Origin of the sequence: Streptomyces sp. NPDC057877, assembly GCF_042796855.1 — a bacterium.
Classification (GTDB): Bacteria; Actinomycetota; Actinomycetes; order Streptomycetales; family Streptomycetaceae; genus Streptomyces.
Map to the genome: position 1 here is coordinate 19462 of NZ_JBHVMS010000005.1, position 24792 is coordinate 44253.

Here is a 24792-nt window from a genome sequence, read left to right on the forward strand (position 1 = left end):
GTCCAGGGCTGTAGCTTTGACCAGTTGCAAGAGAGCTTACTGAAGGGGGAGTTGGCGATGGCTCGGGACAGGTTCACCCTGGTCGGCCGGGAGACGAGCTGCCATGTCTACGAGGGTGACGGGACCCGTCCCATCCGGGAGGAGGACGTCCGCGTCAAGTACCGGGGGCAGCGGGTGGAGTTCCCGGAGGAGGTCGGCGGCTGGCGGCACGCGATCGAGGAGGAGGAGCGGCGCAACGAGGCTCTCGGACTGCCGCATCGCTGGAACAACGACCGTTTCGCGGTCGAGCGGATCGTCGTGACCCGCAACCACCTCGCGGAGGAGCCCGTGGTCACCCTCACCTTGCAGGACGCCGACTACTACGACTTCCTCACCACCTCGCTCAACCTGGAGCGCAAGCAGAAGAACGGTCTGACCCTGCGTGAGCAGTACCTGGAGGGTGAGGATCCGGCCGACGCACCGGCGTGGATGAACTGCAGCTTCGGCATCAACGTGGCGCTGGAGACCGGTAAGGACGGCAAGATGCTGTTCTCGCGGCGCAGTGCCCATGTCGCCGGGCCGAACAGTTCCCGGTGGAACTCCTCGGCGAACGAGGGCATGGCCCGTCAGCACGACCTGCCCAAGGACGGCGGCCCGATCAGTCTGCACGCGGTGGCCCGGCGCGCCCTGTACGAGGAACTCGCCGTACACGCCACCGATGAGCTGGACGTGGAGCTTCTCGGTTTCGGCCTGGACCTGAGCAACCACCAGTGGGCCGGTTTCTTCCGCGCGGTGCTGCCCGATCTGGACGAGGAGACGATGCGGCTGCGCTGGACACGCGGGATCACCGACAAGTGGGAGCACGACCGCTTCGAGTTCGTGCCCGCCGACCCCGACTCGGTGCTCGGCTTCATCGCCGATGAGCCGCCGGAGCGGTGGACTCCCTGCGCACCGGCCCTCTTCTATCTCGCCCTGGTGCGTGGTGCCGTACGGCGGGCGGGAAACGATCACTCCGCTCGCTTCGAGGTGGAGGCCGCGGAGCAGCGGGTCATCGAGGCCAGGGGGCTGTGACAGGGGTCCGACCGCTGAGGGTCACGACCTGCGCGTCCCCTGTGCCCACCTGTGCACGGGGCGTCGCGACGGCTCCCTAGCCTCCGATGGCCGACATGGGCCGATCCGGCTGAACGAACGACGGATCGTCCAGGCCCGCCCCCGCCTTCTTCCCCCACATCGCCAGCTTCCAGACGCGGGCGATCTCCTCGTCCGGTGCGTCGGAGCGGAGGGCGGCGCGCAGGTCGGTCTCCTCGGTGGCGAAGAGGCAGGTGCGTACCTGGCCGTCGGCGGTGAGGCGGGTGCGGTCGCAGGCGCGGCAGAACGGGCGGGTGACGGAGGCGATCACGCCGACGCGGTGGGGGCCGCCGTCCACCAGCCAGCGCTCGGCCGGGGCGGAGCCGCGCTTCTGTGAGCCTTCGGGGGTCAGCTCGAAGCGGGTGCGCAGGGAGGTGAGGATGTCCCCCGCGGTGATCATGCCGTCGCGCTTCCAGCCGTGCTGGGCGTCCAGGGGCATCTGCTCGATGAAGCGCAGTTCGTAGTCGTGTTCGACGGCCCAGGCGAGGAGGTCAGGGGCCTCGTCCTCGTTCAGGCCGGGCATCAGGACGGAGTTGACCTTGACCGGGGTCAGGCCCGCCTCGCGGGCGGCGTACAGGCCCTCGAGGACGTCGCGGTGGCGGTCACGGCGGGTGAGGGCCTTGAAGACGTCCGGGCGCAGGGTGTCCAGGGAGACGTTGACCCGGTCGAGGCCCGCCGCCTTGAGGGCCGGGGCGGTGCGCTTGAGGCCGATGCCGTTGGTGGTCAGGGACATCTGGGGGCGCCGGGACAGGGCCGCCACCCGCTCCACGATGCCGACCAGGCCGGGGCGCAGCAGTGGCTCGCCGCCGGTGAAGCGGACCTCCCGGATGCCCAGGGAGGTCACGGCGATGTCGATCAGCCGGACGATCTCGTCGTCCGTCAGCAGATCCGGCTTCGCGAGCCACTGCAGGCCCTCCTCGGGCATGCAGTACGTACACCGCAGGTTGCACCGGTCGGTCAGCGAGACCCGCAGATCGGTGGCCACCCGGCCATAGGTGTCGATGAGCACGTAACCCCTCCCGGTCTTCGTACTCACTCGAGCCTACGCGACGCCACTGACATCAACAGTCCCCGATCCCACCACGTGGACGCGGCCGCGTCGTAGGGAGCTACGACGCGGCCGCTGCGGGAGGGGCGCTGCTCAGTGGGCGCCGGTGCCGGTCAGGGACCGGACCTCCAGCTCCGCGAACTTCTTGGTGTCGGGCTCCTCCTTGGACAGGACCGTGCCGAGCCAGCCCATCAGGAAGCCGAACGGGATGGAGATGATGCCCGGGTTCTTCAGCGGGAACCAGGCGAAGTCGACGTCCGGGAACATCGCCTTCGGGTCGCCGGAGACGACGGGCGAGAACAGCACCAGGCCGGTGGCGACGATCAGACCGCCGTAGATCGACCACAGGGCGCCCTGGGTGGTGAACCGCTTCCAGAACAGGCTGTAGAGGATCGTCGGCAGGTTGGCGGAGGCCGCGACCGCGAAGGCGAGCGCGACCAGTCCGGCCACGTTCAGGTCGCGGGCGAGGGCGCCCAGCAGGATGGAGACGGCGCCGATGCCGATGGTGGCCAGCCGTGCCGCGCGGACCTCCTCCTTCTCGGTGGCCTGGCCCTTCCTGATGACGTTGGCGTAGATGTCGTGGGCGAACGAGGACGACGAGGCCAGGGTGAGGCCCGCGACCACGGCGAGGATCGTCGCGAAGGCCACCGCGGAGATGGTGGCGAGCAGGATCGCGCCCCAGGCGGAGTCGACGCCGCCGAGGTGCAGGGCGAGCAGCGGCGCCGCCGTGTTCCCGGACGGGTTGGACGCGATGATCTCGTCCTGGGAGATCAGCGCCGCGGCGCCGAAGCCGAGGGCGATGGTCATCAGGTAGAAGCCGCCGATGATGCCGATGGCCCAGTTCACGGACTTACGGGCGGCCTTGGCGTTGGGCACCGTGTAGAAGCGGATCAGGATGTGCGGCAGACCGGCGGTGCCGAGCACCAGGGCGATGCCCAGGGAGATGAAGTCGATCTTGGTGGTGGCGGTGGCGCCGTACTGGAGGCCGGGCTCCAGGAAGGCCGCGCCCTTGCCGCTGTTGTCGGCGGCGCTGCCGAGCAGGTCGGAGATGTTGAAGTTGAACTTCAGCAGCACCAGGAAGGTGATCAGGATGGTGCCGCCGATGAGCAGCACGGCCTTGACCATCTGGACCCAGGTGGTGCCCTTCATGCCGCCGATCGAGACGTAGATGATCATCAGTACGCCGACCAGGGCGACGATGAGGATCTTGCCCGCGTCGGAGGTGATGCCGAGCAGCAGCGACACCAGGACACCCGCGCCCGCCATCTGGGCCAGCAGGTAGAAGATCGACACCACGATGGTGGAGGTACCGGCGGCGGTACGGACCGGACGCTGGCGCATGCGGTAGGCGAGGACGTCGCCCATGGTGTACCGGCCGGAGTTGCGCAGCGGCTCGGCGACCAGGAGCAGGGCGACCAGCCAGGCGACCAGGAAGCCGATGGAGTAGAGGAAGCCGTCGTAGCCGAAGAGGGCGATGGCACCGGCGATGCCGAGGAAGGACGCGGCGGACATGTAGTCGCCGGAGACGGCGAGGCCGTTCTGGAAGGCGCTGAACTGTCTGCCGCCCGCGTAGAAGTCGGCGGCGTCCTTGGTCTGGCGGCCCGCCCAGACGGTGATGCCGAGGGTGGCGACGACGAACAGCGAGAAAAGGGTGATGATCAGCGGTCGGTGCTCGCTGGCCTCGTTGGCGGCCAGGGTGATCACGGGGCTCATGCGCCGCCCTCCATACGGGTCTTGATGGCCTCGGCCTTGGGGTCGAGCTTCGCGCCGGCGTGACGCGAGTACCACCAGGCGATGAGGAACGTGGTGACGAACTGGGCGATGCCGAAGACGAACGCGACGTTGATGTTGCCGAACAGCTTGGTGCCCATGAAGCCGCCCGCGTAGTTCGAGAGCAGCACGTACAGCAGGTACCAGACGATGAAGGCGACGGTCAGCGGGAAGGCGAAGGAGCGGTAGGAGCGGCGCAGTTCACCGAACTCCGCGCTCTGCTGCACCTCGACGAACTCCTCGGCGGAGGGGAGTTGGTGTGTTGTCTTCGAGGGGGGCGGTGCGTCGGTAGCCACGGAGTCTCCTCGTACGACGGACAGGGACGGTTCTGTATTCCTTGTGATGTGGATCACACGGCCGGTTGGCGATGGTAGGCGCCGGAGGCGTGATCCAAAAGGGGGCGCTCGGTGGTGCTGGCGTTCCCTGCCCAAGGTCCACGGCGCGACGCATGAGCCGGTTCAACGCTTCACGTTTCTTTCCGGAACCGTCCAGAAGTCAGTTCGAGGAAGTCATTGCTGGCCAGCGGCTTCGGGAGATAGCTTCGGGCTGCCAAACCCGTCATGTACCTGCCCGAGCACCACCTGTGCCCTCGGGCCGGTTTCGTTTCCGGATGATGTGGAGACCCCATGTCTCATCTGCGTTCCAGACGCCGACTCGCCCTCGCCGTGCCGGTGGTGCTGTCGCTGACCGCTTCGCTCGGTTTCCTCCCGGCCGCCGCGTCCGCCGCACCCGACACGACGGCCACCACGGCGCAGCGGGCGGCCGAGGGCACGCTGACGTACGTCGTCAACACCGCGGCGGACCGGGGCACGATCGCCTCGGTCAAGCGGGCCGTCGCCGCGGCCGGGGGCACCGTCGTGACGACGTACGACAGGATCGGGGTGCTCGTCGTGCACTCGGCGAACCCCGACTTCGGTACGCAGATACGCGAGGTCCGCGCCGTGCAGTCGGCGGGCGCCACCCGCACCGCGCCGCTGGCCGCCGCGGGCACCACCGACGTCGGCGGGGCGGACTACCTCACGGCCGCGGAGGCCGCGCGGACCGAGGCCGCCTCGGCGGCGGTCGCGGAGAGCGAGCCGCTCGAGGCCGACCAGTGGGACCTGCGCGCGATCGGCGCCGACCGGGCCGCGAAGATCAACCCCGGCAGCAAGAAGGTCACCGTCGCCGTCATCGACACCGGCGTCGACGACACCCACCCCGACCTCGCCCCGAACTTCTCCGCGGCCCAGTCCGCCAACTGCGTCGGCGGTGTCGCGGACACCAGCGAGGGCGCCTGGCGGCCGTACACCGCGGACGACTACCACGGCACGCACGTGGCCGGTGAGATCGCCGCGGCCCGCAACGACATCGGCGTCGCCGGGGTCGCCCCCGGCGTGCAGGTGTCCTCCATCAAGGTGAGCGAGCCGGACACCAGCCTGTTCTACCCGGAGGCCGTGGTCTGCGCCTTCGTCTTCGCCGCCGACCACGGCGTGGAGATCACCAACAACAGCTACTACATCGACCCGTGGCTCTACAACTGCATGGACGACCCCGACCAGAAGGCGGTCGTCGACGCGGTCAACCGGGCCCAGCTGTACGCCCAGAGCAAGGGCACGCTGCACCTGGCCTCGGCGGGCAACTCCAACCACGACCTGGGCGGGGACGCCATCGTGGACGCGTCGAGCCCGAACGACACCACGCCGGTCGAGCGGACCATCGACCCGAGCGAGTGCCTGGACCTGCCGACCCAGCTGCCGGGCGTGGTCACGGTCAGCGCCACGGGCGTGAACGACCTGAAGTCGTACTACTCCTCCTACGGCCACAAGGTCGTCGACGTGGCGGCGCCGGGCGGCGACCGGCTCTACCAGATCCCGGACACCCCGTCGAAGAACGGCCGCATCCTCTCCACGATGCCGAACAACCAGTACGGCTTCCTGCAGGGCACCTCGATGGCCGCCCCGCACGCCTCGGGCGTCGCCGCGCTGCTGAAGTCCACCCACCCGTGGGCCACTCCGGCACAGCTGCAGCTCCTCCTCAAGGCGCAGGCGGACAACCCGGGCTGCCCCGAGTCCTACGACCAGAACGGTGACGGAACCCAGGACGCGGTCTGCGAGGGCGGCACGCGCGTCAACGGTTTCTACGGATTCGGCATCGTCAACGCGCTCCGCGCGGTGAAGTAGACCTCCGCATCCCGTGAACGGGTGGCACCGCCGGTCCGGTGGTGCCACCCGGCGACCCGCACGGCCCCCTCGCCGATACCGCGAACGAACTGGAGACCACGACACATGACAGCGACTGCTCCACGCCACCGCCGCGCCCTGGCGATCCCGGTCGGGATGGCGATGGCCTCCGCCCTGGCGTTCCTGCCCAACGCCACGGCCTCCGCGGCCCCCGCGGCCGGGCCCGTCCCCGCCGCCACGGCCGACGCCACCTCGCTGAGCTACGTCGTCAACATCCGCCCCGGCGACGGCCCGTCGTCGTATCTGAAGAAGGCCATCGGCAAGGCCGGCGGCACCATCCTGACGTCGTACGACGAGATCGGCGTGGTCGTCGTCCACTCCGCGAACCCGGACTTCGCCACCGTCATCCGCAAGGCGTACGGCGTCCAGTCCGCCGGTGCCACCCGGAACGCGCCGCTGCCCTCGCAGTCCACCACCGACGTGGGCACCCCGAAGGCGCTCACCGCGGAGGACGTCGCGGACGTGGAGGCGGTCGCCGGTGAGGACCCGCTCCAGCCGCTCCAGTGGGACCTGCCCGCCATCAAGGCCGACCAGGCGCACGAGAAGTCGCTCGGCAGCAGCAAGGTGACCGTCGCCGTCATCGACACCGGCGTGGACGACACCCACCCCGACATCGCGCCGAACTTCGACCGCGCGGCGTCCGTCAACTGCGTCACGGGCAAGCCGGACACCGCCGACGGCGCCTGGCGGCCCGGCGCCACGGAGAGCCCGCACGGCACGCATGTCGCCGGGGAGATCGCCGCCGCCAAGAACGGCGTCGGCATGACCGGTGTCGCGCCCGGGGTGAAGGTCTCCGGCATCAAGGTGTCCAACCCGGACGGCTACTTCTACACCGAGGCCGTCGTCTGCGGCTTCATGTGGGCGGCCGAGCACGGCGTCGAGGTCACCAACAACAGCTATTACACCGACCCCTGGTACTTCAACTGCGTCGACGACCCCGACCAGAAGGCCCTCGTCGAGGCCATCACGCGCGCGTCGCGGTACGCCGAGAGGAAGGGCGCCGTCAACGTCGCCGCGGCGGGCAACGAGAACTACGACCTGGCCGCCGACGAGATCACCGACCCGGTCTCGCCGAACGACACCCCCACGCCCACGGAGCGGGTCATCGACCCCTCCGAGTGCTTCGACATCCCGACCCAGCTGCCGGGCATCGTGACGGTCGCGGCGACCGGCGCGAAGGACCTGAAGTCGTCGTTCTCCAACCACGGTCTGGGCGTCATCGACATAGCCGCCCCGGGTGGCGACTCCACCCGGTACCAGACCCCGGACGCCCCCGCCACCAGCGGCCTGATCCTCGGCCCGCTGCCCGGCGGGCGATGGGGCTACATGGCCGGTACGTCGATGGCCTCGCCGCATGTCGCGGGCGTCGCCGCCCTCATCAAGTCGACGCACCCGCGCGCCACCCCCGCCCTGGTGAAGGCCCTGCTGTACGCCCAGGCCGACGCCACGCCGTGCACGGACCCGTACGACATCGACGGGGACGGCAAGGTGGACGCGGTGTGTGAGGGGCCGAAGAACTACAACGGCTTCTACGGCTGGGGCATGACGGACGCGCTGGACGCCGTGACGAAGTAGGCGGTACGTCGTCCGCGGGCCGGGTGCCGTCGGTGGCGTCCGGCCCGTCGGGCATAGTGCGGCCATGGCTTCTTCGGCGTCACCCCTGGACATCGCGTACGCGTGGGAGGCCCTGGGCGGTGACCCCGCCCTCCTCGCGCGCGTGTCGTCCGTCGTGCGCGAGGGCGCTCTGCGGGCACGGCTTCCGGTACGGGAGCTGGCGCACGCGTGTGTCGGCGCGTGCGCGCTGGCCGCGGCCGAACTGGCGGCGGTGCGGCGCGGCGGTGCCGTGCCGGGGGTGACGGTCGACGACGGGGCGGTGGCCGCCGCGTTCACCAGCGAGCGGCACCTGCTCGTCGACGGGCGGGCACCGGTCTCCTTCGCGCCGCTGTCGCGGTTCTGGCGGACGGCGGACGGCTGGGTGCGCACCCACGCCAACTACCCCCACCACCGGGAGCGGTTGCTGGCCGCGCTCGACCTGACGGACGGCGAGGTGGCCACCGTGGCGGCGGCGCTCGCCGAGCGCTCCGCGACCGAGGTGGAGGAGGCCGTGTACGGCGCCGGTGGGCTGGCCGTCGCGCTGCGCACGCCCGAGCGGTGGGCGGGGCATCCGCAGGGTGTGGCGGTGGCGCGCGGGCCGCTCGTCGAGGGGCGGCGCCTGGACGCGGCACGCGCGCGTGCGCTGTCTGCCGTGGACGCCGGTCCGCTGCTGCCCGCCGCCGGGGTGCGGGTGCTGGACCTCACCCGGGTCATCGCGGGTCCGGTCGCCACCCGCACCCTCGCCCTGCTCGGCGCCGACGTCCTGCGCGTCGACCCGCCCGCGCCGCCCGAACTCGCCGACCAGCACGCCGACACGGGGTTCGGGAAGCGGTCGGCGGTCCTCGACCTCGTGGCCGACCGAGGCGTCTTCGAGGAACTGCTCTCCTCGGCGGACGTGGTGGTCACGGCCTACCGGCCGGGCGCCCTGGACCGCTTCGGTCTGTCGCCGGAGGCGCTGGCCGAGCGGCGGCCCGGTCTGGTGGTGGCCCAGTTGTCGGCGTGGGGCGGTGACGGGCCCTGGGGCGCGCGGCGCGGCTTCGACAGCCTGGTGCAGGCCGCCACCGGCATCGCGACGACGGAGGGCACCCCGTCCCGGCCCGGCGCCCTGCCCGCCCAGGCCCTCGACCACGGCACGGGGTACCTGCTGGCGGCGGCCGTGCTGCGCGCCCTGACGGAGCAGTCCCGCGTGGGCGGCACGCGCGTCGTACGGCTGGCGCTGGCCCGTACGGCGGCCTGGCTGACGGGAGGCGGGCCGGGCGCGGTGCCGGACGCCGCCCCTCCGGCGGCGGACCCGTGGCTCGGTGAGGCCGACAGCGCGCTCGGGCGGTTGCGGTACGCGCTGCCGCCCGTCGTCTTCGGCGGGGGGCCGGACGACTGGGCGCGGCCCCCGGGGGTCTGGGGGGCGGACGACGCACGGTGGGCCGGGGGCTGAGCGGGCGGGCCGGTGGGGCCGTATCCGTGGGGGAACGCCGTCCGCCAGCCGTTCTCCTGAACTTGCCCGGCTCCGTGACGGCTGGTGAAGATCGTGAGGTGACGTTGATACGACCGACCTCCGAGGCCGCCGACGGCAGCGAGGCGGCGGGCGGACCCGGCACGGGCCGGGCCGCGGCCGTCCTCGTCCTGGTGGCCCTCGGAGCGCTGATACCCCTGCTCGGCCCGTCCGCCGCCCTGCGCGACACCGGAGAGGCCGCCGCACCCGGCGCCGGGGGCATAGCCCTGCTGCGCACGGCGCTGTTCGCGGCGCTGTGCGTGCCGGTCGGGGAGTTGTTCGTGACCCGGCTGGCGCACGCGGTGCCCGGCGCCCCGGACGAGCGGCCCCGCAGCTGGGCCCCGGTCGCCGCCGCCGTCGGGTTCCTCGCCGCGCTGGGCCTCGCCTCGGTGGTGGCGACCGGCAACCTGATACCCGGCAGCCTCTCCCAGATGGACCCCGGCGGCCTCTACGCATCCCGGGACGGCAAGCTCGCGCTGCTGGAGGTGAACGCGTTCGTGGTGGCGGGCCTGTGCGCGCTGTCGCAGCGGCCGGGCACCCAGATGTGGCCGCTCGGGGCGGTCGTCGTCGCGGAGGCGCTGCGGGCGCATCCCACCACCGAGCACACCCCGCTGGTCGGCACCGGCCTGACGCTGGTGCATCTGACGTGCGCCTCGCTGTGGGTCGGCGGTCTGCTGTACGCGCTGCGCACCCTGCGCGGCTGGCGCGCCCCGGCGGCGGGCGCGGCGCTGCTGGGGCTGTACGCGCGCGTGGCGATCGTGCTGCTGGCCGCGATCACCGCGACGGGGGTGTGGAGTTCGCTGCGGCGGATGCCGCCGGAGACGATCGTGGAGCAGCTCACGTCGACGGCGTACGGGCGGACCCTGCTGGCCAAGGTGCTCCTCGTGGCCGCCGTCGCGGCGCTCGCCCTGTGGGCGCGGCTGAGACTGCGCCGGGTGGCCGATCCGCTGAGCGCCTGCGCCCCCGCGCGGGCGGAGGTGGTCGGGCTGGGCGTGGTCGTCGCGGTGTCGGGGCTGCTGACCGCGCTGCCGCTGCCGATCCGCTGGTGAGTCGCCGTCAGGCGGGCACCGGGCGGCGGTGCGCGGTCGCGCCGAGGGTGCCGAGGGTGCCCCTCACGAGCAGGTACTGCGCGGCGGCATACGTCAGCATGACCCAGAAGTCGGGCGCCGGGAGCTGCGGCCAGTCGGCGACCCCGGTCGCGATGAGGGTGTCCGAGAGCAGGAACAGCGCCCCGCCCGCGGCGGCGACCGGCCCGAGCCTCGTCGCCCCGTACGCCATGGCGGTGAGCAGCAGGCTGTAACCGGCGACGGGGACGCGGAGGTCGGCGGGCAGACCGGGCCACAGCAGCGAGACGGTGACGGCCAGGACGACGACGTAGCCGACGAGGACGGCACGCGCGCGTGGTGTGCCGTGGCGGGAGAACAGGACCAGGTAGCACACATGGCCGCCGGCGAAGGAGGCCATCCCCGCGAGGAAGGCGGGCTCGGCGTCCGACAGCAGCAGGAGGTCCCCGCCCCAGCCGAAGAGGAGCGCGACGACCAGCGGCCTCGGAGCGCCGCTCAGGTGGGCGTGGGCGGCGAGCAGCGGCATCAGGAGCGGTTTGGCCGCCAGGTGCCCGGCGTCGAAGCCGCCCGCGAGGGACGCGAGGTCGACGGCGACGGCGAGGCAGAAGGCGACGAGCGGGACGCGCGGGTGGCTCACGCGACCGCGGTCTTCTCAGCCGACTCCACGGCGGCCGGGGGCTCCGGTGCCCAGCCGGGGCCGCGCAGGACCCACCCGGCTCGCTCGCGCCAACTCCGCGCCGCCTTCAGGTCCTTGGCGAGGGAGACGTACTCGTGGGTGGCGACCTTCAGCGGGTTGTAGGTGTCGATGTTCTTGGTCAGCCCGTACACCGGCCGTTCGGTCTCGGCGACGAAGGAGCCGAACAGCCGGTCCCAGACGATGAGGATGCCGCCGAAGTTCCGGTCCAGGTAGCCGCCTTGGGAGGCGTGGTGGACCCGGTGGTGGGACGGCGTGTTGAAGACGAATTCAAAGCACCGGGGCAGCTTGTCGATCCGCTCGGTGTGGATCCAGAACTGGTAGACGAGGTTCGCGGAGGAGCAGAACGCGAGCGCCGCCGGGTGGACGCCGAGGGCGATGAGGGGGACGTAGAACGGCCATACGGTCAGCGAGGTCCAGGGCTGGCGCAGCGCGGTGGTGAGGTTGAACTTCCGGCTGGAGTGGTGGACGACGTGGCAGGCCCACAGGACGCGGATGACGTGGTGGCCGCGGTGGGACCAGTAGTAGAAGAAGTCCTGCGCGAGGAGCATCAGGACGACCGTCCACCACAGCACGGGGACGCGCAGGGGCGTGAGTTCGTACACGGCGGTGTAGATCGCGACGATCGGGATCTTCCACAGGAAGTCGAAGAAGAGGCTGCCGAGCCCCATGGTGAGGCTGGTCGCGGCGTCCTTCGCCTCGTACCCGGCCGCGTCCTCGTCGGGATGGAGCCGGACGCTGATCACCTCGACCACGGTGAGCAGCACGAAGGCGGGTATCGACCAGACCACGACATCGGGGAGGTTCGGCATGGCTGCACCGTAGGACCGCCGCCGGGCTGCCGCCAGACGTTGTTACCGACAAGTATTACCGGCGGTACGCGCTTGCTTGTTGGCGATCTCCGCCAATGGTCAGGAGCGGGGACACACCGTATGCGGGCCGGTACGCACGCCGCGCGTGCGCCCCCTCACACCCCCGCCGCCCCCAGCAGCGACCCCGCCGCGTAGGTGACCCCCATGGCCACCGCTCCCCCGCCCATGGTGCGGACCACCGCCCGGCCGGGCGGCGCCGCGCCCAGCCGGGCGCTGCTCCAGCCGGTGCCCGCCAGCACGACCAGCACCGACCCCACCGTCACCGGCAGCCGCCAGTCCGCCCCCGGCAGCACGATGGCGAGCAGCGGCAGCAGGGCACCGGCCGTGAACGCCAGGAAACTCGCCCCGGCCGCGTGCCAGGGATTGGTCAGCGCGTCGGGGTCGATACCGAGTTCCACGCGCGCGTGCGCCCGCAGGGCGTCCCGCTCGGTCAGCTGGGCCGCCGCCTCGCGGGCCACCGCCCGGGACAGCCCGCGGCGCTCCAGCAGTTCGGCCAGTTCGGCAAGCTCCGCTTCCGGCCGCTCCCTCAGTTCCCGTCGCTCCTGGGCGATGGCGGCCTTCTCGGAGTCCCGTTGCGTGGAGACGGACACGTACTCCCCGGCCGCCATCGACAGGGACCCGGCGAGCAGTCCGGCGAGACCCGCCGTCAGCAGGGCGGCCCGGTCGTCGGTGGCGCCCGCCACCCCGACGACGAGACCCGCCGTGGAGACGACGCCGTCGTTGGCGCCGAGCACGGCCGCGCGCAGCCAGTTCAGCCGCGCCCCCAGCGCACCCCCGTGCGCCTCGTCGTCCCGCGATGCGCCCGCGTTCGGTTCCGTCACCCGGGGAGGATGACACCGCACGCGCCCTGCCGGGGGCGGGACTTGACGCGCTGCCTCGACAGACACCCGAACGGACGGGCCCCGCGCCCGGCCTGACGGGGCACCGCGGGCCGGGGCTGTCAGTCCCGGGCCGTATCCTCAGGGACCATGCTCGAAGACCGCACGACCGCAGCGTCGTCCCCCACCGTGTGGCCGACCGCGTATCCCCAGGGGTACGCGGTCGTTGACGTGGAGACCACCGGCCTGGCCCGGGACGACCGCATCATCTCGGCGGCCGTCTACCGGCTGGACGCCCGCGGCGAGGTCGAGGACCACTGGTACACGCTGGTCAACCCGCAGCGGGACCCCGGGCCGGTGTGGATCCACGGCCTGACGAGCGAGGTGCTGCGGGGCGCGCCCCTGTTCGCGGATGTCGCCGAGGAGTTCGCGGCCCGGCTGCGGGACCGGGTGCTCGTCGCGCACAACGCCGTCTTCGACTGGCAGATGATCGCCCGGGAGTACGCGCGCGCCCGGCGCGAGGCGCCGGTGCGGCAGCGGCTGTGCACCATCGCGCTCGCCAAGGAGCTGGACCTGCCGCTGCCCAACCACAAGCTGGAGTCGCTCGCCGCGCACTTCGGCGTCGTACAGCGGCGGGCGCACCACGCGCTGGACGACGCGCGCGTGCTGGCGGAGGCGTTCCGGCCGAGCCTGCACGCGGCGGCCGAGGGCGGGCTGCGGCTGCCGCTGCACGAGTGCCGCCCGCTCACCGAGTGGACGGACCGCCCGGCGCCCCTGATCGGGCAGCAGGCGGGCTCGGGCGGGTACGGCGGGTACCGGCCCGGCAGTTGGCGCCCGTCCCGCAAAAGGCCTGCTTGCCCCTATCCCAACCCAGGCCGGTACGAAGTGGGCAAGCGCCTCAAACAGGGCATGCGGGTCGCCTTCTCCGGTGACACCTCGGTCGAGCGCGACCTGCTGGAGGACCGGGCGACCGAGGCCGGGCTGCATGTGGCCACGAGCCTGTCCCGGCTGACCAGCCTGCTGGTGACGAACGACCCGGACTCGGGCACCTCGAAGGTGGTCAAGGCCCGGCAGTACGGCACCCCGGTCGTCGACGAGGCCGCGTTCGGGCAACTGCTCGGGGACGTGGAACCGGCGTCCGAGGACTGAGCCGGGGCGAGCCGTACGGACGGGTGATTGCCGGGCGACTCGCCCGCCGCCCGCTCGCCCGTGCCGCGGCGACGGCCCACCCTGTGGCCCATGGCGACATGCGAAGTTTGCGGCAACCACTACGGCATGACCTTCGAGGTGCACGCACAGGGCGCGGTCCACGTCTTCGACTGCTTCTCCTGCGCGATCCACCGCATGGCACCCATCTGCGAGCACTGCCGGGTGCAGATCATCGGCCAGGGCGTCGAGGCCAACGGCCACTGGTACTGCGGGGCCCACTGCGCCCGCGCCGAGGGAAAGGCGGGCATCATCGACAAGGTGTGAGCCCGCACACCCACCGCGCCCCCACCCGGCCGTGCCCGTACCCGGCTGAACGCACCCCACGACCGAGTTGTACGGTCGTGGGGTGTACCGCTTCCTCCTGTCCCGCCAGTGGGTGATCACCACGTTGGTCGCCCTGCTGCTCATCCCCACGATGATCTGGCTCGGCTTCTGGCAGCTGGACCGGCACGACGAGCGCGCCGCCCGCAACCAGCGCGTCGCGGACGCACTGGCCGCCGACCCGGTGCCGGTGCAGCGGCTGACCTCCCCGGGACACGCCGTGACCAGCGAGGAGAGGTACCGCACGGTCACCGCGAAGGGACGTTTCGACACCGACGCCGAGGTGGTGGTCCGGCGCCGCACCAACGGCAACGACAGGATCGGCTACCACGTCCTGACCCCGTTCGTCCTCGACGACGGCAAGGTCCTGCTCGTCAACCGGGGCTGGATCCCCGCGGACCCCGCGAGCCAGAGCGCGTTCCCGAAGATCCCCGCACCGCCCCGCGGTGAGACCACCGTCACAGGCCGCCTGATGCCCGACGAGACGACCGAGGCGAGCGGGATCAGGGACCTCAAGGACCTGCCGGACCGGCAGATCATGCTGATCGACAGCGCGCAGGAGGCGCGTCGCCTCGGCGCCCCGGTGCTCGGCGGCTACCTGGTGCAGACGGCGCCCGAGCCCAAGGGCGACACCCCGGAACAGCTCGGCGACCCCGGCAGGGAGAACGCCGCGCTGAACATGGCCTACGCGGTCCAGTGGTGGCTGTTCGCCGCGGGCGTCCCGATCGGCTGGGTCGTCATGGTCCGCCGCGAGACCCGCGACCGGGCGGCGGCCACGACCGCCGAACCGGAACCGACGGAGACCGAACCGGCCACGGTCTGACCGCACGCACCAGCGCCCCTCAGCACGCGGCCCCCGTACACCCCCCAGTACACCCTCAGCACGCGCCCCCCGTACACCCCCAGTACACCCCTCAGCACGCGCCCCCGTACACCCCCCAGTACGCCCCCTCAGTACACCCCCTCACCCACCCAGCCCTGAGCGCTGATTGCGCGCCCCCTCCCCCGGGAACCCGCACCTGCGTGGACCGGCGCATCGAGGACTACGCGATCATCGGCGACGAACAGACCGCCGCGCTCGTCGGCAGGGACGGCTCGGTCGACTGGCTGTGTCTGCCGCGGTTCGACTCGGCGGCGTGCTTCGCGCGGCTGCTCGGCGACGAGGACAACGGCTACTGGAGACTCGCCCCGAAGGACGCGACCGGCCCCTGCGCCCGGCGCGGCTACCGCCGCGACACCCTGGTCCTCGACACCGAGTGGGAGACACCGCAGGGCGCCGTACGCGTCACCGACCTGATGCCCCAGCGGGACCGCGCGCCCGACCTGGTGCGCGTCGTCGAGGGCCTGCACGGCAGCGTGACCATGCACAGCGCGCTCCGGCTGCGCTTCGACTACGGCTCGATCGTGCCGTGGGTGCGCAGGGCCGACGGCCACCGGGTGGCGGTCGCGGGCCCGGACTCGGTGTGGCTGCGCAGCGAGCCCGAGGTGCACAGCTGGGGCGAGGACTTCGGCACGCACGCCGAATTCACCGTCGAGGCGGGCGAGAAGGTGGCCTTCGTCCTGACCTGGCACCCCTCCCACGAGCCACGGCCCCAGCTGGTGAACCCGTACAAGTCCGTGAACCACAGCGTCTCCGACTGGCGGGCGTGGACGGCGCGCTGCCGCTACGACGGCCCGCACCGGGACGCGGTGGTCCGCTCCCTGATCACCCTCAAGGCGCTCACCTACAAGCCGACCGGCGGCATCGTCGCCGCGCCGACCACCTCGCTGCCCGAGGAGATCGGCGGGGTGCGCAACTGGGACTACCGCTACTGCTGGCTGCGCGACTCCACGCTCACCCTGGGCGCGCTGGCGTCGGCGGGCTATGTGGAGGAGGCCGAGGCCTGGCGCGACTGGCTGCTGCGCGCGGTCGCGGGCGACCCGGCGGACCTGCAGATCATGTACGGCCTGGCGGGCGAGCGCCGACTGCCCGAGTACGAACTGCCCTGGCTGTCCGGTTTCGCGGACACCGCTCCCGTCCGGATCGGCAATGACGCCGTACGGCAGTTGCAGCTGGACGTCTACGGCGAGGTGATGGACTCGCTGTCGCTGGCGCGGAGCGCGGGCCTGCACTCCCGGCCGGACATCTGGGCGCTGCAACTGGCGCTGATGGAGTTCCTGCGCACGGCGTGGCGGCAGCCGGACGAGGGGCTGTGGGAGGTACGCGGCGGGCGCAGGCAGTTCGTGCACTCCAAGGTGATGGTGTGGGTGGCCGCCGACCGGGCGGTGCGCGCGCTGGAGCGGTACCCGCAGCTGGAGGGCGACCTGGACGGCTGGCGGGCGATGCGCGAGGAGGTGCACCGCGAGGTCTGCGAGCGCGGCTACGACCCCGAACGGAACACCTTCACGCAGTCCTACGGATCCACGGAACTGGACGCCGCCCTGCTGCTCATCCCGCGCACCGGTTTCCTCCCGCCGGACGACCCGCGCGTGCTGGGCACCATCGAGGCGATCCGCGCGGAGCTGGGCCACAACGGTCTCCTGCGCCGCTACAGCGCCGACGAGACGGCCGTCGACGGGCTGCCCGGCGGTGAGGGCGCGTTCCTGGTGTGCTCGTTCTGGCTGGCGGACGCGCTGCACGCCACGGGCCGCCGCAAGGAGGCCGAGGAACTGTTCGAGCGGCTGGTCGGCCTCACCAACGACGTTGGGCTGCTGGCCGAGGAGTACGACCCGGTCGCCGACCGCCAGCTCGGCAACTTCCCGCAGGCGTTCAGTCACATCGGTCTGGTGAACACCGCCCTCGCCCTCTACGGGGACGAGACGGCAGGATAGGAACCATGGATCTTGGACTGAAGGACCGGGTGTACGTCGTCACCGGGGCCACCCGCGGACTGGGCAACGCCACCGCGCGCGCCCTCCTCGCCGACGGCGCGAAGGTGGTCATCACGGGGCGGGACGACGAGCGCGTCGCGGACGCGGTGGCCGAACTGGGGCCGGACGCGGCCGGGGTGGCCGTCGACAACGCCGATCCGGAGGCGCCCGCGCGGCTGGTCGCGGCGGCGCGCGAGCGGTTCGGCGGCTTCGACGGCATCCTCGTCAGCGTCGGCGGCCCGCCGCCCGGCTTCATCGCGGACAACACCGACGAGCAGTGGCGGTCGGCGTTCGAGTCGGTGTTCCTGGGCGCGGCCCGGCTGGCCCGGACGGCGGCGGCGGAGCTGGAGGCGGGCGGGGTCGTCGCCTTCGTCCTGTCGGGCTCGGTGTACGAGCCGATCCCCGGCCTCACCATCTCCAACGGGCTGCGCCCCGGACTGGCCGGGCTCGCCAAGTCCCTCTCCGTGGAACTGGGCCCGCGCGGCATCCGCGTCCTCGGCCTGCTCCCCGGCCGCTTCGACACCGACCGGGTACGCGAACTGGACGCGCTCTCCGCCGACCCGGAGGCGACCCGCGCGGCGTCCGAGTCCCGCATCCCGCTGCGCCGCTACGGCGACCCCGCCGAGTTCGGCCGCACGGCCGCCTTCGCGCTCTCCCCCGCGGCCTCGTATCTGACGGGCGTGATGCTCCCGATCGACGGCGGGGCGCGACACGGCTTCTGAGCCGTTCGTCAGCTCACCCGTTCCGGGCGGTGCCTGACCCCGCGCAGCCGCACTTCCGTCGGCAGCTTCGCCAGCCCGGCCGAGTCACGCGCGTGGGCGATCGCCCGGGTTGTCAGGTGCTGGAGGGCGGCGGCCGGGTCGACATGGGGTTCGAGGTGGAGCCGTACCCGGGCGGCGGGGGTGGCCCGGCGGCCGGTGAGGTGGACCTGGGCGCGTCCGACACCGTCCAGGTCGGCGGCCTCGGCGGCGAGGGCGCCCTCCATGGCCCGGCCGCGCAGCAGGGCGCCTTCGCCGTCGCCGGTGTCCACCAGGACCTCGCCGAGCCTACGGCGGCGCAGGACGGCCGTGAGCCACCACAGGGCGAGCAGGACGGCGACGGCGAGCGCGGCGATGACGACCGGCCACCACCAGCCCTCGTCCCGCCACCGGCTCCGCTCGGCGGCGCTGAGCAGGACGTCGTCGGGCCCCTGGTGCAGCCACCACGACGGAGGTTCCAGACCGAGCCCGACGGCGAGCACCGCGCCGCCGAGCACCACCAGCACCAGCCCCACCAGCCCGAGCAGCACCCGGTTGACGGTCCTGAGCATCCCGCTCACCCCTTCCGGCCGGGCCGCCGCACCCGCACCGACAGGGCGGGCGGCCGGGACAGGCCCAGCCCTCCGATCGCGTCGGCGAGCACGGTGTCCAAGTCGGTGCGTACGTCGTCCAGTTCACGGAAGTGCGACACCGCGCGGACGTCGGCCTTGCGGCGGCGCATCCGCACGCGCACCGACTGCACGCCGGACACCTCCACCGCGCGGTCGCGCAGCACCGTCGCGGCGGCGCTCCGGTGCAGACCGGCGCGCACATCGGGATGCGCGCGCCGCATGGGCAGCACGGCGCGCAACCCCGGCGTGAGCGCCAGCACGATCAGCCACAGCCCGAGCGCGGCGGCGACCCCGGCGCCGACCAGCACCCAGGTGTCGTCCAGCGGCCGCTCGGCGAGCTGCCCGGCGAGTTCCCGGCGCCAGCGCATGCCCGGCTGGTCGGCGCGCACGGCGGCGATGTCGTAGAGGAAGGTGCCCGCGACGCCGAGGACCAGCACGGCGACGATGCCCGCGGGGACGCGCCGCGCCGACCAGAAGCGCCTGCCGTCGCCGCCGTCGGCGCCGAGCACCGGTGGCGCCGGTTCGTACGCCGCGGCGGACGCGGACTGGTCGAGGCCGCCCGCGTCCGGCTTCTCCATGACCGGCAGCCGTCGCGTGGTGCCCTCGGAGCCCTGGGGCTCGCTCATCGCGTCCTCCCCTGTGCCACACCGTGGGCCGGGGTCAGGTGCAGCAGCTCCACCTGGACGGCGACCTCCGGCACCTCCATTCCCACCAACGCGCCTACCCGCTCGGTGACATGACGACGCACCTCCCGGCAGTGGGCGCCGATGTCGCCGGGGTAGCCGAGTTCCAGATGGACCCGGACGCGGGCGACCCGGTGGTGCACGACCACCGTGGCGTGCGGGCGGGACGCGTCCGGCGGCAGGGCGCCCAGCGCCTCACGCGCCGCCTGCCCGGCGACCTTGGCGACGACGCGGTCCGCGATCCGGGTGGCGCCGCGCTCCCCCGGCGGGACGACGGCCAGGGGGTCACGGGTCTCGCCGCGCGCCTCTTCCGCCGTACCGTTCACGGGCGTCACCGGCGCCGGTCGTCACGCGGACGGAAGAAGTCACCCAGGTCCATGTCCCCCTCCAGGAACCGGCCGACGACGAACCCGATGGCGCCCAGCGCCGCCACCAGCAGAAAGGCACCGAATCCGCCGAAGTAACCGGCGAAGCCCAGCGCCATCCCGGCGATCATGCCGACCACGGCCATGCTCATGGTGCGCTCCCCATCAGTCATTCACTTGTCGCGGTCACTGGATCCGGGGCTCCGGCTCCTCTTCCTCTTCGTCCGGGAGTTTGACGTCACTCACCGCGATGTTGACCTCGACGACCTCGAGGCCGGTCATCCGCTCCACCGCCGCGATCACGTTCTCGCGCACGGCGCGGGCGACATCGGCGATCGAGACGCCGTAGTCGATCACGATCTCCAGGTCGAGTGCGGTCTGCACCTCGCCGACCTCGGCCTTGACGCCTCGGGTCACCGACTTGGCCTGGCCGGGCACGCGCTCACGGACCGCCCCGAAGGTGCGGCTGATCCCGCTGCCCATGGCGTGTACGCCGACGACGTCACGGGCGGCGAGTCCGGCGATCTTCTCCACGACCCCGTCGGCGATGGTGGTGCGGCCCCGGGTCCCCGGGTCCCCGCCACCGCGCCGGGCGGTCGTCTTACGGGTGGTGGTCTGCGTCGGCGGCTCGCTCTGGCCCTCAGGGGTCTGCGTCCGGTTCCGGTCCATGTCGGTCATCGCCGTACGTCCTTTTCGGTGGTCGTCCTCTGACCACCGTAAGCGGGGTTGCGCCGTCGCGCTCCGGGAATGCGGCAGGCTGGAGTAATGACGGCGGACTGGACACAGGCGGTACGGCAGCGGCTCGGCCTCGGCAGGCTCCTCCCGCTGGGCGGCCCACGCGACGGCGCGTGGCTCACCGAGGACGCGGCGCGCACGGCGCTGGAGCGGGCGGTGGGCGCGGTGCCGGGGGTGCGGCTCGGCCCGATGCGGATCGGCCTGGCCGACCCGGACCACACCTACGATCCCGCCGTGCCGCCCCCGCCCAGCGCGCTGCCACCCGGGCCGCTGCGCCTGACCGCCGACTTCGCGGCCACGGCCACCGAGCCCCTGCCCGCCGCCGCCTCCCGGCTGCGTACGGCCCTGGCGACGGCGTCGGCGGAGCGGCTCGGCCTGACGGTCGCGGAGATCGACCTACGGGTGATGGGTCTCCTGGACGACGGCGAGCCCACGCGACCCGTCGCGGAACCCGCCCCGGGACCCGCCCGGGCCGCCGAGCCGACCGACCCCACGGAGGCCCGAGCCGCCGCCGCGGCCCTCGCCGTACCCGGCGTGGACCGCCTGACCGGCGCCCTGGGCAGACCGGTGCACCTGATCACCGACGGCGGGCGGGACGACGCCCTGCCGCGCCCGCACGTCCGCCTGGAACTGGCCGTACGCGCGGACCGCAGGGCGGTGGACGTGGCCCGCGAGGTCCGCGCCCAGGTGAGCGAGGCCCTGCCGGATCACCCGTCCGTGGCGGTACTGATCACCGCCGTGCGCTGAACGCCGTAGACAGGACTAGTCGCCGACCCCCGCCAGATCCCGCAGCCTCCGCGCCTGCGCCGCCCGCTCGGCGACCCGCTGGTCGTCGAAGGTCCGCTCCCGCGCCCCGCGCAACAACGCCTTCGTCTCGATGACGGCATCCCGCGGGGCGGCCAGCAGCGCCGCCGCCAGATCGCGTACGGCGTCGTCGAGCTGGTCCGCGGGCACGGCGAGGTTGGCGAGGCCGGTGCGCTCGGCCTCCTCGGCCTGGACGAAACGACCGGTCGCGCAGATCTCCAGCGCGCGGGCGTACCCGACCAGCCCGACCAGCGGGTGCGTGCCGGTCAGGTCGGGCACCAGGCCCAGGCTGGTCTCGCGCATGGCGAACTGCACGTCGTCGGCGACGACGCGGAGATCACATGCGAGGGCGAGCTGGAACCCGGCGCCGATGGCATGTCCCTGTACGGCGGCGATGGAGACGATGTCGCTGCGCCGCCACCAGGTGAACGCGTCCTGGTACTCGGTGATGGTCGCGTCCAGCGTGGCGTCGTCGCCCCGCGCGAGGTCGATGAACGACGGCTCGCCGTCGAAGCCCTCGGGCGTGAACGCCTGCCGGTCGAGTCCGGCCGAGAAGGACTTCCCCTCGGCGCGCAGCACGACCACCCGGACGGACCCTGGCAGCAGCCGACCCGCCTCGGTCAGCGCCCGCCACAGAGCGGGGCTCTGCGCGTTGCGCTTGGCCGGGTTGGTCAGCGTCACCGTGGCGATCGCGTCGTCGACGGTGAGCCGTACGCCGTCCTGGTCGAGTACCGGATCGATTACCGAGTCGAGCGAAGCCATGGGGCGCCTCCGATGGGTGCGGTCATCGTCGAATGCCGTGACTGAGGCATTCGTGAGTGCCGTACGACAGCACTCGTAAGTGACTGCACAGTAACCACCCGGCCGATCGGACGGCCGACCGGGTGGTCACCATCGAAGACGGTGGGCCACCCGGGGGTCAGGCCGAGGCGGCCTTCTTGCCCCGCGTCGCCCCGCCACGCCCTCGGAGCGTGACGCCCGACTCGCTGAGCATGCGGTGCACAAAGCCATACGAGCGGCCGGTCTCCTCGGCCAACGCCCGGATGCTCGCACCGGCGTCGTACTTCTTCTTCAGGTCTGCCGCGAGCTTGTCGCGCGCGGCGCCGGTCACCCGGCTGCCCTTCTTCAGAGTCTCGGCCACCCGTGCCTCCTCATGGGAAGTGCGCTCTGGTCTCCTCATGATCACCCCTCCGGGCCGTCCTGGCCACCCATTCGGCAAGGTCCATGCGAGAGGGTTTTGACGACGGGAGCGCGTCCCCACAAACGGAATACCTGATTCCAGAGTGTCGGATACGCGTCTATGGACGAGGCTCTCCGCGAAGGCGCAGGTCAGAAAGGCGTCGCGGCCGACTCTCCGTTGACAGGGGACTCGGCCGCGAAATCGATGTAGGACACACCTCGGTACGAGGAGATCTCACACAGATGATGGATCACCGATAGGCCGAATGATCCATACGCAGTGGATCACTCATTCGATCAAGCCAGGGCGACGAGATCCGCGTAGTCCGCGCCCCACAGGTCCTCGACACCGTCCGGCAGCAGGATGATGCGCTCCGGCTGGAGCGCCTCGACCGCGCCCTCGTCGTGCGTGACCAGGACCACCGCGCCCTTGTAGGTGCGCAGCGCGCCGAGGATCTCCTCGCGGCTGGCCGGGTCGAGGTTGTTGGTCGGCTCGTCGAGCAGCAGGACGTTCGCCGAGGACACCACCAGGGTGGCCAGGGCGAGGCGGGTCTTCTCGCCGCCGGAGAGGACCGCTGCGGGCTTGTCGACGTCGTCACCGGAGAACAGGAACGAGCCGAGCACCTTGCGGACCTCCACGAGGTCCATGTCGGGGGCGGCGGAGCGCATGTTCTCCAGCACGGTGCGGTCCGGGTCCAGGGTCTCGTGCTCCTGGGCGTAGTAGCCCAGCTTGAGGCCGTGGCCGGGAACGACCATGCCGGTGTCCGGCTGCTCGACACCGGCGAGCAGCCGCAGCAGGGTCGTCTTGCCCGCGCCGTTGAGACCGAGGATGACGACCCGGGAACCCTTGTCGATGGCCAGGTCGACGTCGGTGAAGATCTCCAGGGAGCCGTACGACTTCGACAGCCCCTCCGCCATCAGCGGGGTCTTGCCGCAGGGCGCGGGCTCGGGGAAGCGCAGCTTGGCGACCTTGTCGGACTGGCGGACCGCGTCCAGACCGGCGAGCAGCTTGTCGGCGCGGCGGGCCATGTTCTGCGCGGCGACCGTCTTGGTGGCCTTGGCGCGCATCTTGTCGGCCTGCGAGTGCAGGGCGGCGGCCTTCTTCTCGGCGTTGGCGCGCTCGCGCTTGCGGCGCTTCTCGTCGGCCTCGCGCTGCTGCTGGTAGAGCTTCCAGCCCATGTTGTAGATGTCGATCTGGGCGCGGTTGGCGTCCAGATAGAACACCTTGTTGACGACCGTGTCCACCAGGTCGACGTCGTGACTGATCACGATGAAGCCGCCGCGGTAGGTCTTGAGGTAGTCACGCAGCCAGACGATCGAGTCGGCGTCGAGGTGGTTCGTGGGCTCGTCGAGGAGCAGGGTGTCCGCGTCCGAGAACAGGATGCGGGCCAGCTCGATACGGCGGCGCTGACCGCCGGAGAGGGTGTGCAGCGGCTGGCCGAGCACCCGGTCGGGCAGGTTCAGCGCGGCGGCGATGGTGGCGGCCTCGGCCTCGGCGGAGTAGCCGCCCTTGGTGAGGAACTCCGTCTCCTGGCGCTCGTACTGCTTCATCGCCTTGTCGCGGGTGGTGCCCTTGCCGGTGGCGATGCGCTGTTCGTTCTCGCGCATCTTGCGGATCAGTACGTCGAGGCCGCGCGCGGAGAGGATGCGGTCGCGGGCGAGCATGTCGAGGTCGCCGGTGCGCGGGTCCTGCGGGAGGTAGCCGACCTCGCCGGAGCGGGTGATGGTGCCCCCGGCGGGGATGCCCTCACCCGCGAGGCACTTGGTGAGGGTGGTCTTGCCCGCGCCGTTGCGGCCGACCAGGCCGATGCGGTCGCCCTTGGCGACTCGGAAGGTGGCGGACTCGATGAGGACGCGGGCACCGGCGCGCAGCTCGATGCCGGAGGCGGAGATCACGGACAGACTCCTGGGCGAATAGGAGGGCGGGATGGGCGGCTGAGGGCGTTCCCGCCGTCTAGTGCGCGAGGAGAATGGCCATGAGGCCAGTCTAACGGGGCGGCGCAAGCCGTTTTTCCGCGTCCCGGAGTTCGGGCCCCGGACCTGCGTGCGAGGGTCCGGGTCCGGCCGTTCGGCTCAGCCGCCGGGCGTTGTCAGTGGTGGCTGCCAGACTGAACAGCGGGTCGGAATGGGCGGAGTGCCGCCCTTTCCGCGAGTCCTCTTGCGAGGGAGTGATCGGCATGGCAGGCACGAACGGCGGGCGTCCGAGCATCTGCCCCACGCTGTTGTACGCCGACGCGAAGGCGGCGATCAGGCAGCTCACGGAGGCCTTCGGGTTCACGGAGCTGTCCGTGTACGAGGGCGAGGACGGCTCGGTCCTGCACGCCGAGCTGGCCCAGGGCAACGGCGTGGTGATGCTCGGCTCCAAGGGCCGCGGCGGGCGCTTCGACGAGGCGATGAAGGGCGCGGGCCCGACGGGGGTGTACGTCGTCGTGGACGACGTCGACGCCCACCACCAGCGGGCCGTGGACCACGGCGCGGAGATCCTGATGCCCCCGACGGACCAGGACTACGGCTCGCGGGACTACATGGCCCGCGACATCGAGGGCAACCTCTGGAGCTTCGGGACCTACGCCCCCGAGATAGCGGCCTGAGCCACGGCGGGG

General features: G+C 72.1%; 26 protein-coding genes. 12 read left to right on the plus strand and 14 right to left on the minus strand.

Translation table 11 applies throughout. The annotated features are described in order from the left end of the window. Positions 1–57 precede the first annotated feature (57 nt). Positions 58–1050, plus strand: coding sequence for a translation initiation factor 2 (locus tag ACFVQG_RS15095; RefSeq protein WP_383381821.1), 993 nt, complete (start codon positions 58–60; stop codon positions 1048–1050). 76 nt (positions 1051–1126) lie between these two features. On the opposite strand, the gene moaA is transcribed toward ACFVQG_RS15095, so the two are convergent. The 3 genes from moaA to ACFVQG_RS15110 all read right to left on the minus strand — a co-directional run bounded on the left by moaA (position 1127) and on the right by ACFVQG_RS15110 (position 4221). Beyond that, the gene (moaA, locus tag ACFVQG_RS15100; protein WP_383381824.1) at positions 1127–2116 is read right to left on the minus strand and encodes a GTP 3',8-cyclase MoaA; all 990 of its coding nucleotides are present in this window, start codon (positions 2114–2116) and stop codon (positions 1127–1129) included. A gap of 132 nt (positions 2117–2248) precedes the next feature. Beyond that, positions 2249–3868, minus strand: a complete 1620-nt coding sequence (locus ACFVQG_RS15105) for a cation acetate symporter (RefSeq protein WP_383381827.1) — start codon at positions 3866–3868, stop codon at positions 2249–2251. Further along, positions 3865–4221 carry a DUF485 domain-containing protein gene (locus ACFVQG_RS15110; protein WP_383381829.1) on the minus strand — a complete coding sequence of 119 codons (357 nt, stop codon included), beginning with the start codon at positions 4219–4221 and terminating at the stop codon, positions 3865–3867. The genes ACFVQG_RS15105 and ACFVQG_RS15110 overlap by 4 nt, the downstream gene beginning before the upstream one ends. A 330-nt stretch (positions 4222–4551) precedes the next feature. On the opposite strand from ACFVQG_RS15110, the gene ACFVQG_RS15115 reads away from it, so the two are divergent. The 4 genes from ACFVQG_RS15115 (at position 4552) to ACFVQG_RS15130 (ending at position 10275) form a co-directional block, all read left to right on the plus strand. Then, entirely contained in the window at positions 4552–6084 is a 1533-nt protein-coding gene (locus ACFVQG_RS15115; protein ID WP_383381832.1) for a S8 family serine peptidase, read from the plus strand. A gap of 105 nt (positions 6085–6189) precedes the next feature. Continuing rightward, complete coding sequence (locus ACFVQG_RS15120) at positions 6190–7719, plus strand: S8 family serine peptidase (protein ID WP_383381835.1); 1530 nt, start codon at positions 6190–6192, stop codon at positions 7717–7719. A 64-nt stretch (positions 7720–7783) separates the two neighbouring features. Beyond that, complete coding sequence (locus ACFVQG_RS15125) at positions 7784–9169, plus strand: CoA transferase (RefSeq protein ID WP_383381839.1); 1386 nt, start codon at positions 7784–7786, stop codon at positions 9167–9169. Between the two features lie 98 nt (positions 9170–9267). Beyond that, positions 9268–10275 (plus strand): CopD family protein, encoded by a 1008-nt coding sequence (locus ACFVQG_RS15130; protein ID WP_383381842.1) that lies wholly within the window; start codon positions 9268–9270, stop codon positions 10273–10275. Between the two features lie 7 nt (positions 10276–10282). Here the strand turns inward: ACFVQG_RS15130 and ACFVQG_RS15135 are convergent, their stop codons facing one another. From ACFVQG_RS15135 to ACFVQG_RS15145, 3 genes are all read right to left on the minus strand, one after another. After that, positions 10283–10927 (minus strand): lysoplasmalogenase, encoded by a 645-nt coding sequence (locus tag ACFVQG_RS15135; RefSeq protein ID WP_383381845.1) that lies wholly within the window; start codon positions 10925–10927, stop codon positions 10283–10285. Then, complete coding sequence (locus tag ACFVQG_RS15140; RefSeq protein WP_383381848.1) at positions 10924–11796, minus strand: sterol desaturase family protein; 873 nt, start codon at positions 11794–11796, stop codon at positions 10924–10926. Before ACFVQG_RS15140 ends, ACFVQG_RS15135 begins: the two co-directional genes overlap by 4 nt. Positions 11797–11951: 155 nt before the next feature. After that, entirely contained in the window at positions 11952–12677 is a 726-nt protein-coding gene (locus tag ACFVQG_RS15145) for a VIT family protein (RefSeq protein ID WP_383381851.1), read from the minus strand. Positions 12678–12824: 147 nt separating this feature from the next. Between ACFVQG_RS15145 and ACFVQG_RS15150 the strand changes: the two genes are divergently transcribed. From ACFVQG_RS15150 to ACFVQG_RS15170, 5 genes are all read left to right on the plus strand, one after another. Beyond that, a complete protein-coding gene (locus ACFVQG_RS15150) occupies positions 12825–13823 on the plus strand; it encodes a DEDDh family exonuclease (RefSeq protein WP_383381854.1) in 999 nt (332 codons plus the stop codon). Positions 13824–13913: 90 nt separating this feature from the next. Then, entirely contained in the window at positions 13914–14147 is a 234-nt protein-coding gene (locus ACFVQG_RS15155; RefSeq protein WP_383381856.1) for a hypothetical protein, read from the plus strand. A gap of 82 nt (positions 14148–14229) precedes the next feature. Beyond that, positions 14230–15027, plus strand: a complete 798-nt coding sequence (locus ACFVQG_RS15160; RefSeq protein ID WP_383381859.1) for an SURF1 family protein — start codon at positions 14230–14232, stop codon at positions 15025–15027. 200 nt (positions 15028–15227) lie between these two features. Continuing rightward, on the plus strand, positions 15228–17015 hold the full coding sequence (locus ACFVQG_RS15165) for a glycoside hydrolase family 15 protein (protein WP_383381862.1): 1788 nt from the start codon (positions 15228–15230) through the stop codon (positions 17013–17015). Between the two features lie 5 nt (positions 17016–17020). After that, positions 17021–17776, plus strand: coding sequence for an SDR family oxidoreductase (locus ACFVQG_RS15170; protein ID WP_383381865.1), 756 nt, complete (start codon positions 17021–17023; stop codon positions 17774–17776). Positions 17777–17784: 8 nt separating this feature from the next. Here ACFVQG_RS15170 and amaP read toward each other — a convergent pair whose 3' ends face one another. From amaP to ACFVQG_RS15195, 5 genes are read right to left on the minus strand one after another with little or no spacing between them, the layout of a single operon-like run. Then, positions 17785–18363 (minus strand): alkaline shock response membrane anchor protein AmaP, encoded by a 579-nt coding sequence (gene amaP / locus ACFVQG_RS15175; protein ID WP_383381868.1) that lies wholly within the window; start codon positions 18361–18363, stop codon positions 17785–17787. A 5-nt stretch (positions 18364–18368) separates the two neighbouring features. Next, positions 18369–19049 carry a DUF6286 domain-containing protein gene (locus ACFVQG_RS15180; RefSeq protein ID WP_383381871.1) on the minus strand — a complete coding sequence of 227 codons (681 nt, stop codon included), beginning with the start codon at positions 19047–19049 and terminating at the stop codon, positions 18369–18371. Next, positions 19046–19441, minus strand: a complete 396-nt coding sequence (locus ACFVQG_RS15185; RefSeq protein ID WP_383381874.1) for a hypothetical protein — start codon at positions 19439–19441, stop codon at positions 19046–19048. The genes ACFVQG_RS15180 and ACFVQG_RS15185 overlap by 4 nt, the downstream gene beginning before the upstream one ends. After that, positions 19438–19623 (minus strand): hypothetical protein, encoded by a 186-nt coding sequence (locus tag ACFVQG_RS15190; protein WP_383381877.1) that lies wholly within the window; start codon positions 19621–19623, stop codon positions 19438–19440. The genes ACFVQG_RS15185 and ACFVQG_RS15190 overlap by 4 nt, the downstream gene beginning before the upstream one ends. 34 nt (positions 19624–19657) lie before the next feature. Continuing rightward, positions 19658–20149: an Asp23/Gls24 family envelope stress response protein gene (locus tag ACFVQG_RS15195; RefSeq protein ID WP_383381880.1), complete on the minus strand. Its 492-nt coding sequence runs from the start codon at positions 20147–20149 to the stop codon at positions 19658–19660. An 87-nt stretch (positions 20150–20236) separates the two neighbouring features. Between ACFVQG_RS15195 and ACFVQG_RS15200 the strand changes: the two genes are divergently transcribed. Further along, on the plus strand, positions 20237–20953 hold the full coding sequence (locus tag ACFVQG_RS15200) for a nucleopolyhedrovirus P10 family protein (RefSeq protein ID WP_383381883.1): 717 nt from the start codon (positions 20237–20239) through the stop codon (positions 20951–20953). A gap of 15 nt (positions 20954–20968) precedes the next feature. Here ACFVQG_RS15200 and ACFVQG_RS15205 read toward each other — a convergent pair whose 3' ends face one another. The 3 genes from ACFVQG_RS15205 to ACFVQG_RS15215 all read right to left on the minus strand — a co-directional run bounded on the left by ACFVQG_RS15205 (position 20969) and on the right by ACFVQG_RS15215 (position 24085). After that, on the minus strand, positions 20969–21772 hold the full coding sequence (locus ACFVQG_RS15205) for an enoyl-CoA hydratase/isomerase family protein (protein WP_383381886.1): 804 nt from the start codon (positions 21770–21772) through the stop codon (positions 20969–20971). 157 nt (positions 21773–21929) lie between these two features. Next, complete coding sequence (locus tag ACFVQG_RS15210) at positions 21930–22151, minus strand: helix-turn-helix domain-containing protein (protein WP_018567695.1); 222 nt, start codon at positions 22149–22151, stop codon at positions 21930–21932. A gap of 335 nt (positions 22152–22486) precedes the next feature. Then, positions 22487–24085 carry an ABC-F family ATP-binding cassette domain-containing protein gene (locus tag ACFVQG_RS15215; RefSeq protein ID WP_383381890.1) on the minus strand — a complete coding sequence of 533 codons (1599 nt, stop codon included), beginning with the start codon at positions 24083–24085 and terminating at the stop codon, positions 22487–22489. Between the two features lie 281 nt (positions 24086–24366). Here ACFVQG_RS15215 and ACFVQG_RS15220 point away from each other — a divergent pair, with 281 nt between their 5' ends. Further along, entirely contained in the window at positions 24367–24780 is a 414-nt protein-coding gene (locus tag ACFVQG_RS15220) for a VOC family protein (protein ID WP_383381893.1), read from the plus strand. Positions 24781–24792: the final 12 nt, after the last annotated feature.

Excerpts from the sequence above, each read along its gene's own strand:
- ACFVQG_RS15150 (WP_383381854.1), top strand. The coding sequence starts at position 12,825 with ATGCTCGAAGACCGCACGACCGCAGCGTCGTCCCCCACCGTGTGGCCG.
- ACFVQG_RS15095 (WP_383381821.1), top strand. The coding sequence starts at position 58 with ATGGCTCGGGACAGGTTCACCCTGGTCGGCCGGGAGACGAGCTGCCAT.
- ACFVQG_RS15125 (WP_383381839.1), top strand. The coding sequence starts at position 7,784 with ATGGCTTCTTCGGCGTCACCCCTGGACATCGCGTACGCGTGGGAGGCC.
- ACFVQG_RS15155 (WP_383381856.1), top strand. The coding sequence starts at position 13,914 with ATGGCGACATGCGAAGTTTGCGGCAACCACTACGGCATGACCTTCGAG.
- ACFVQG_RS15105 (WP_383381827.1), bottom strand. The coding sequence starts at position 3,868 with ATGAGCCCCGTGATCACCCTGGCCGCCAACGAGGCCAGCGAGCACCGA.
- ACFVQG_RS15140 (WP_383381848.1), bottom strand. The coding sequence starts at position 11,796 with ATGCCGAACCTCCCCGATGTCGTGGTCTGGTCGATACCCGCCTTCGTG.
- ACFVQG_RS15190 (WP_383381877.1), bottom strand. The coding sequence starts at position 19,623 with ATGAGCATGGCCGTGGTCGGCATGATCGCCGGGATGGCGCTGGGCTTC.
- ACFVQG_RS15195 (WP_383381880.1), bottom strand. The coding sequence starts at position 20,149 with ATGACCGACATGGACCGGAACCGGACGCAGACCCCTGAGGGCCAGAGC.
- ACFVQG_RS15180 (WP_383381871.1), bottom strand. The coding sequence starts at position 19,049 with ATGAGCGAGCCCCAGGGCTCCGAGGGCACCACGCGACGGCTGCCGGTC.
- ACFVQG_RS15120 (WP_383381835.1), top strand. The coding sequence starts at position 6,190 with ATGACAGCGACTGCTCCACGCCACCGCCGCGCCCTGGCGATCCCGGTC.
- ACFVQG_RS15205 (WP_383381886.1), bottom strand. The coding sequence starts at position 21,772 with ATGGCTTCGCTCGACTCGGTAATCGATCCGGTACTCGACCAGGACGGC.
- ACFVQG_RS15220 (WP_383381893.1), top strand. The coding sequence starts at position 24,367 with ATGGCAGGCACGAACGGCGGGCGTCCGAGCATCTGCCCCACGCTGTTG.
- ACFVQG_RS15170 (WP_383381865.1), top strand. The coding sequence starts at position 17,021 with ATGGATCTTGGACTGAAGGACCGGGTGTACGTCGTCACCGGGGCCACC.
- ACFVQG_RS15200 (WP_383381883.1), top strand. The coding sequence starts at position 20,237 with ATGACGGCGGACTGGACACAGGCGGTACGGCAGCGGCTCGGCCTCGGC.
- ACFVQG_RS15115 (WP_383381832.1), top strand. The coding sequence starts at position 4,552 with ATGTCTCATCTGCGTTCCAGACGCCGACTCGCCCTCGCCGTGCCGGTG.
- amaP (WP_383381868.1), bottom strand. The coding sequence starts at position 18,363 with ATGCTCAGGACCGTCAACCGGGTGCTGCTCGGGCTGGTGGGGCTGGTG.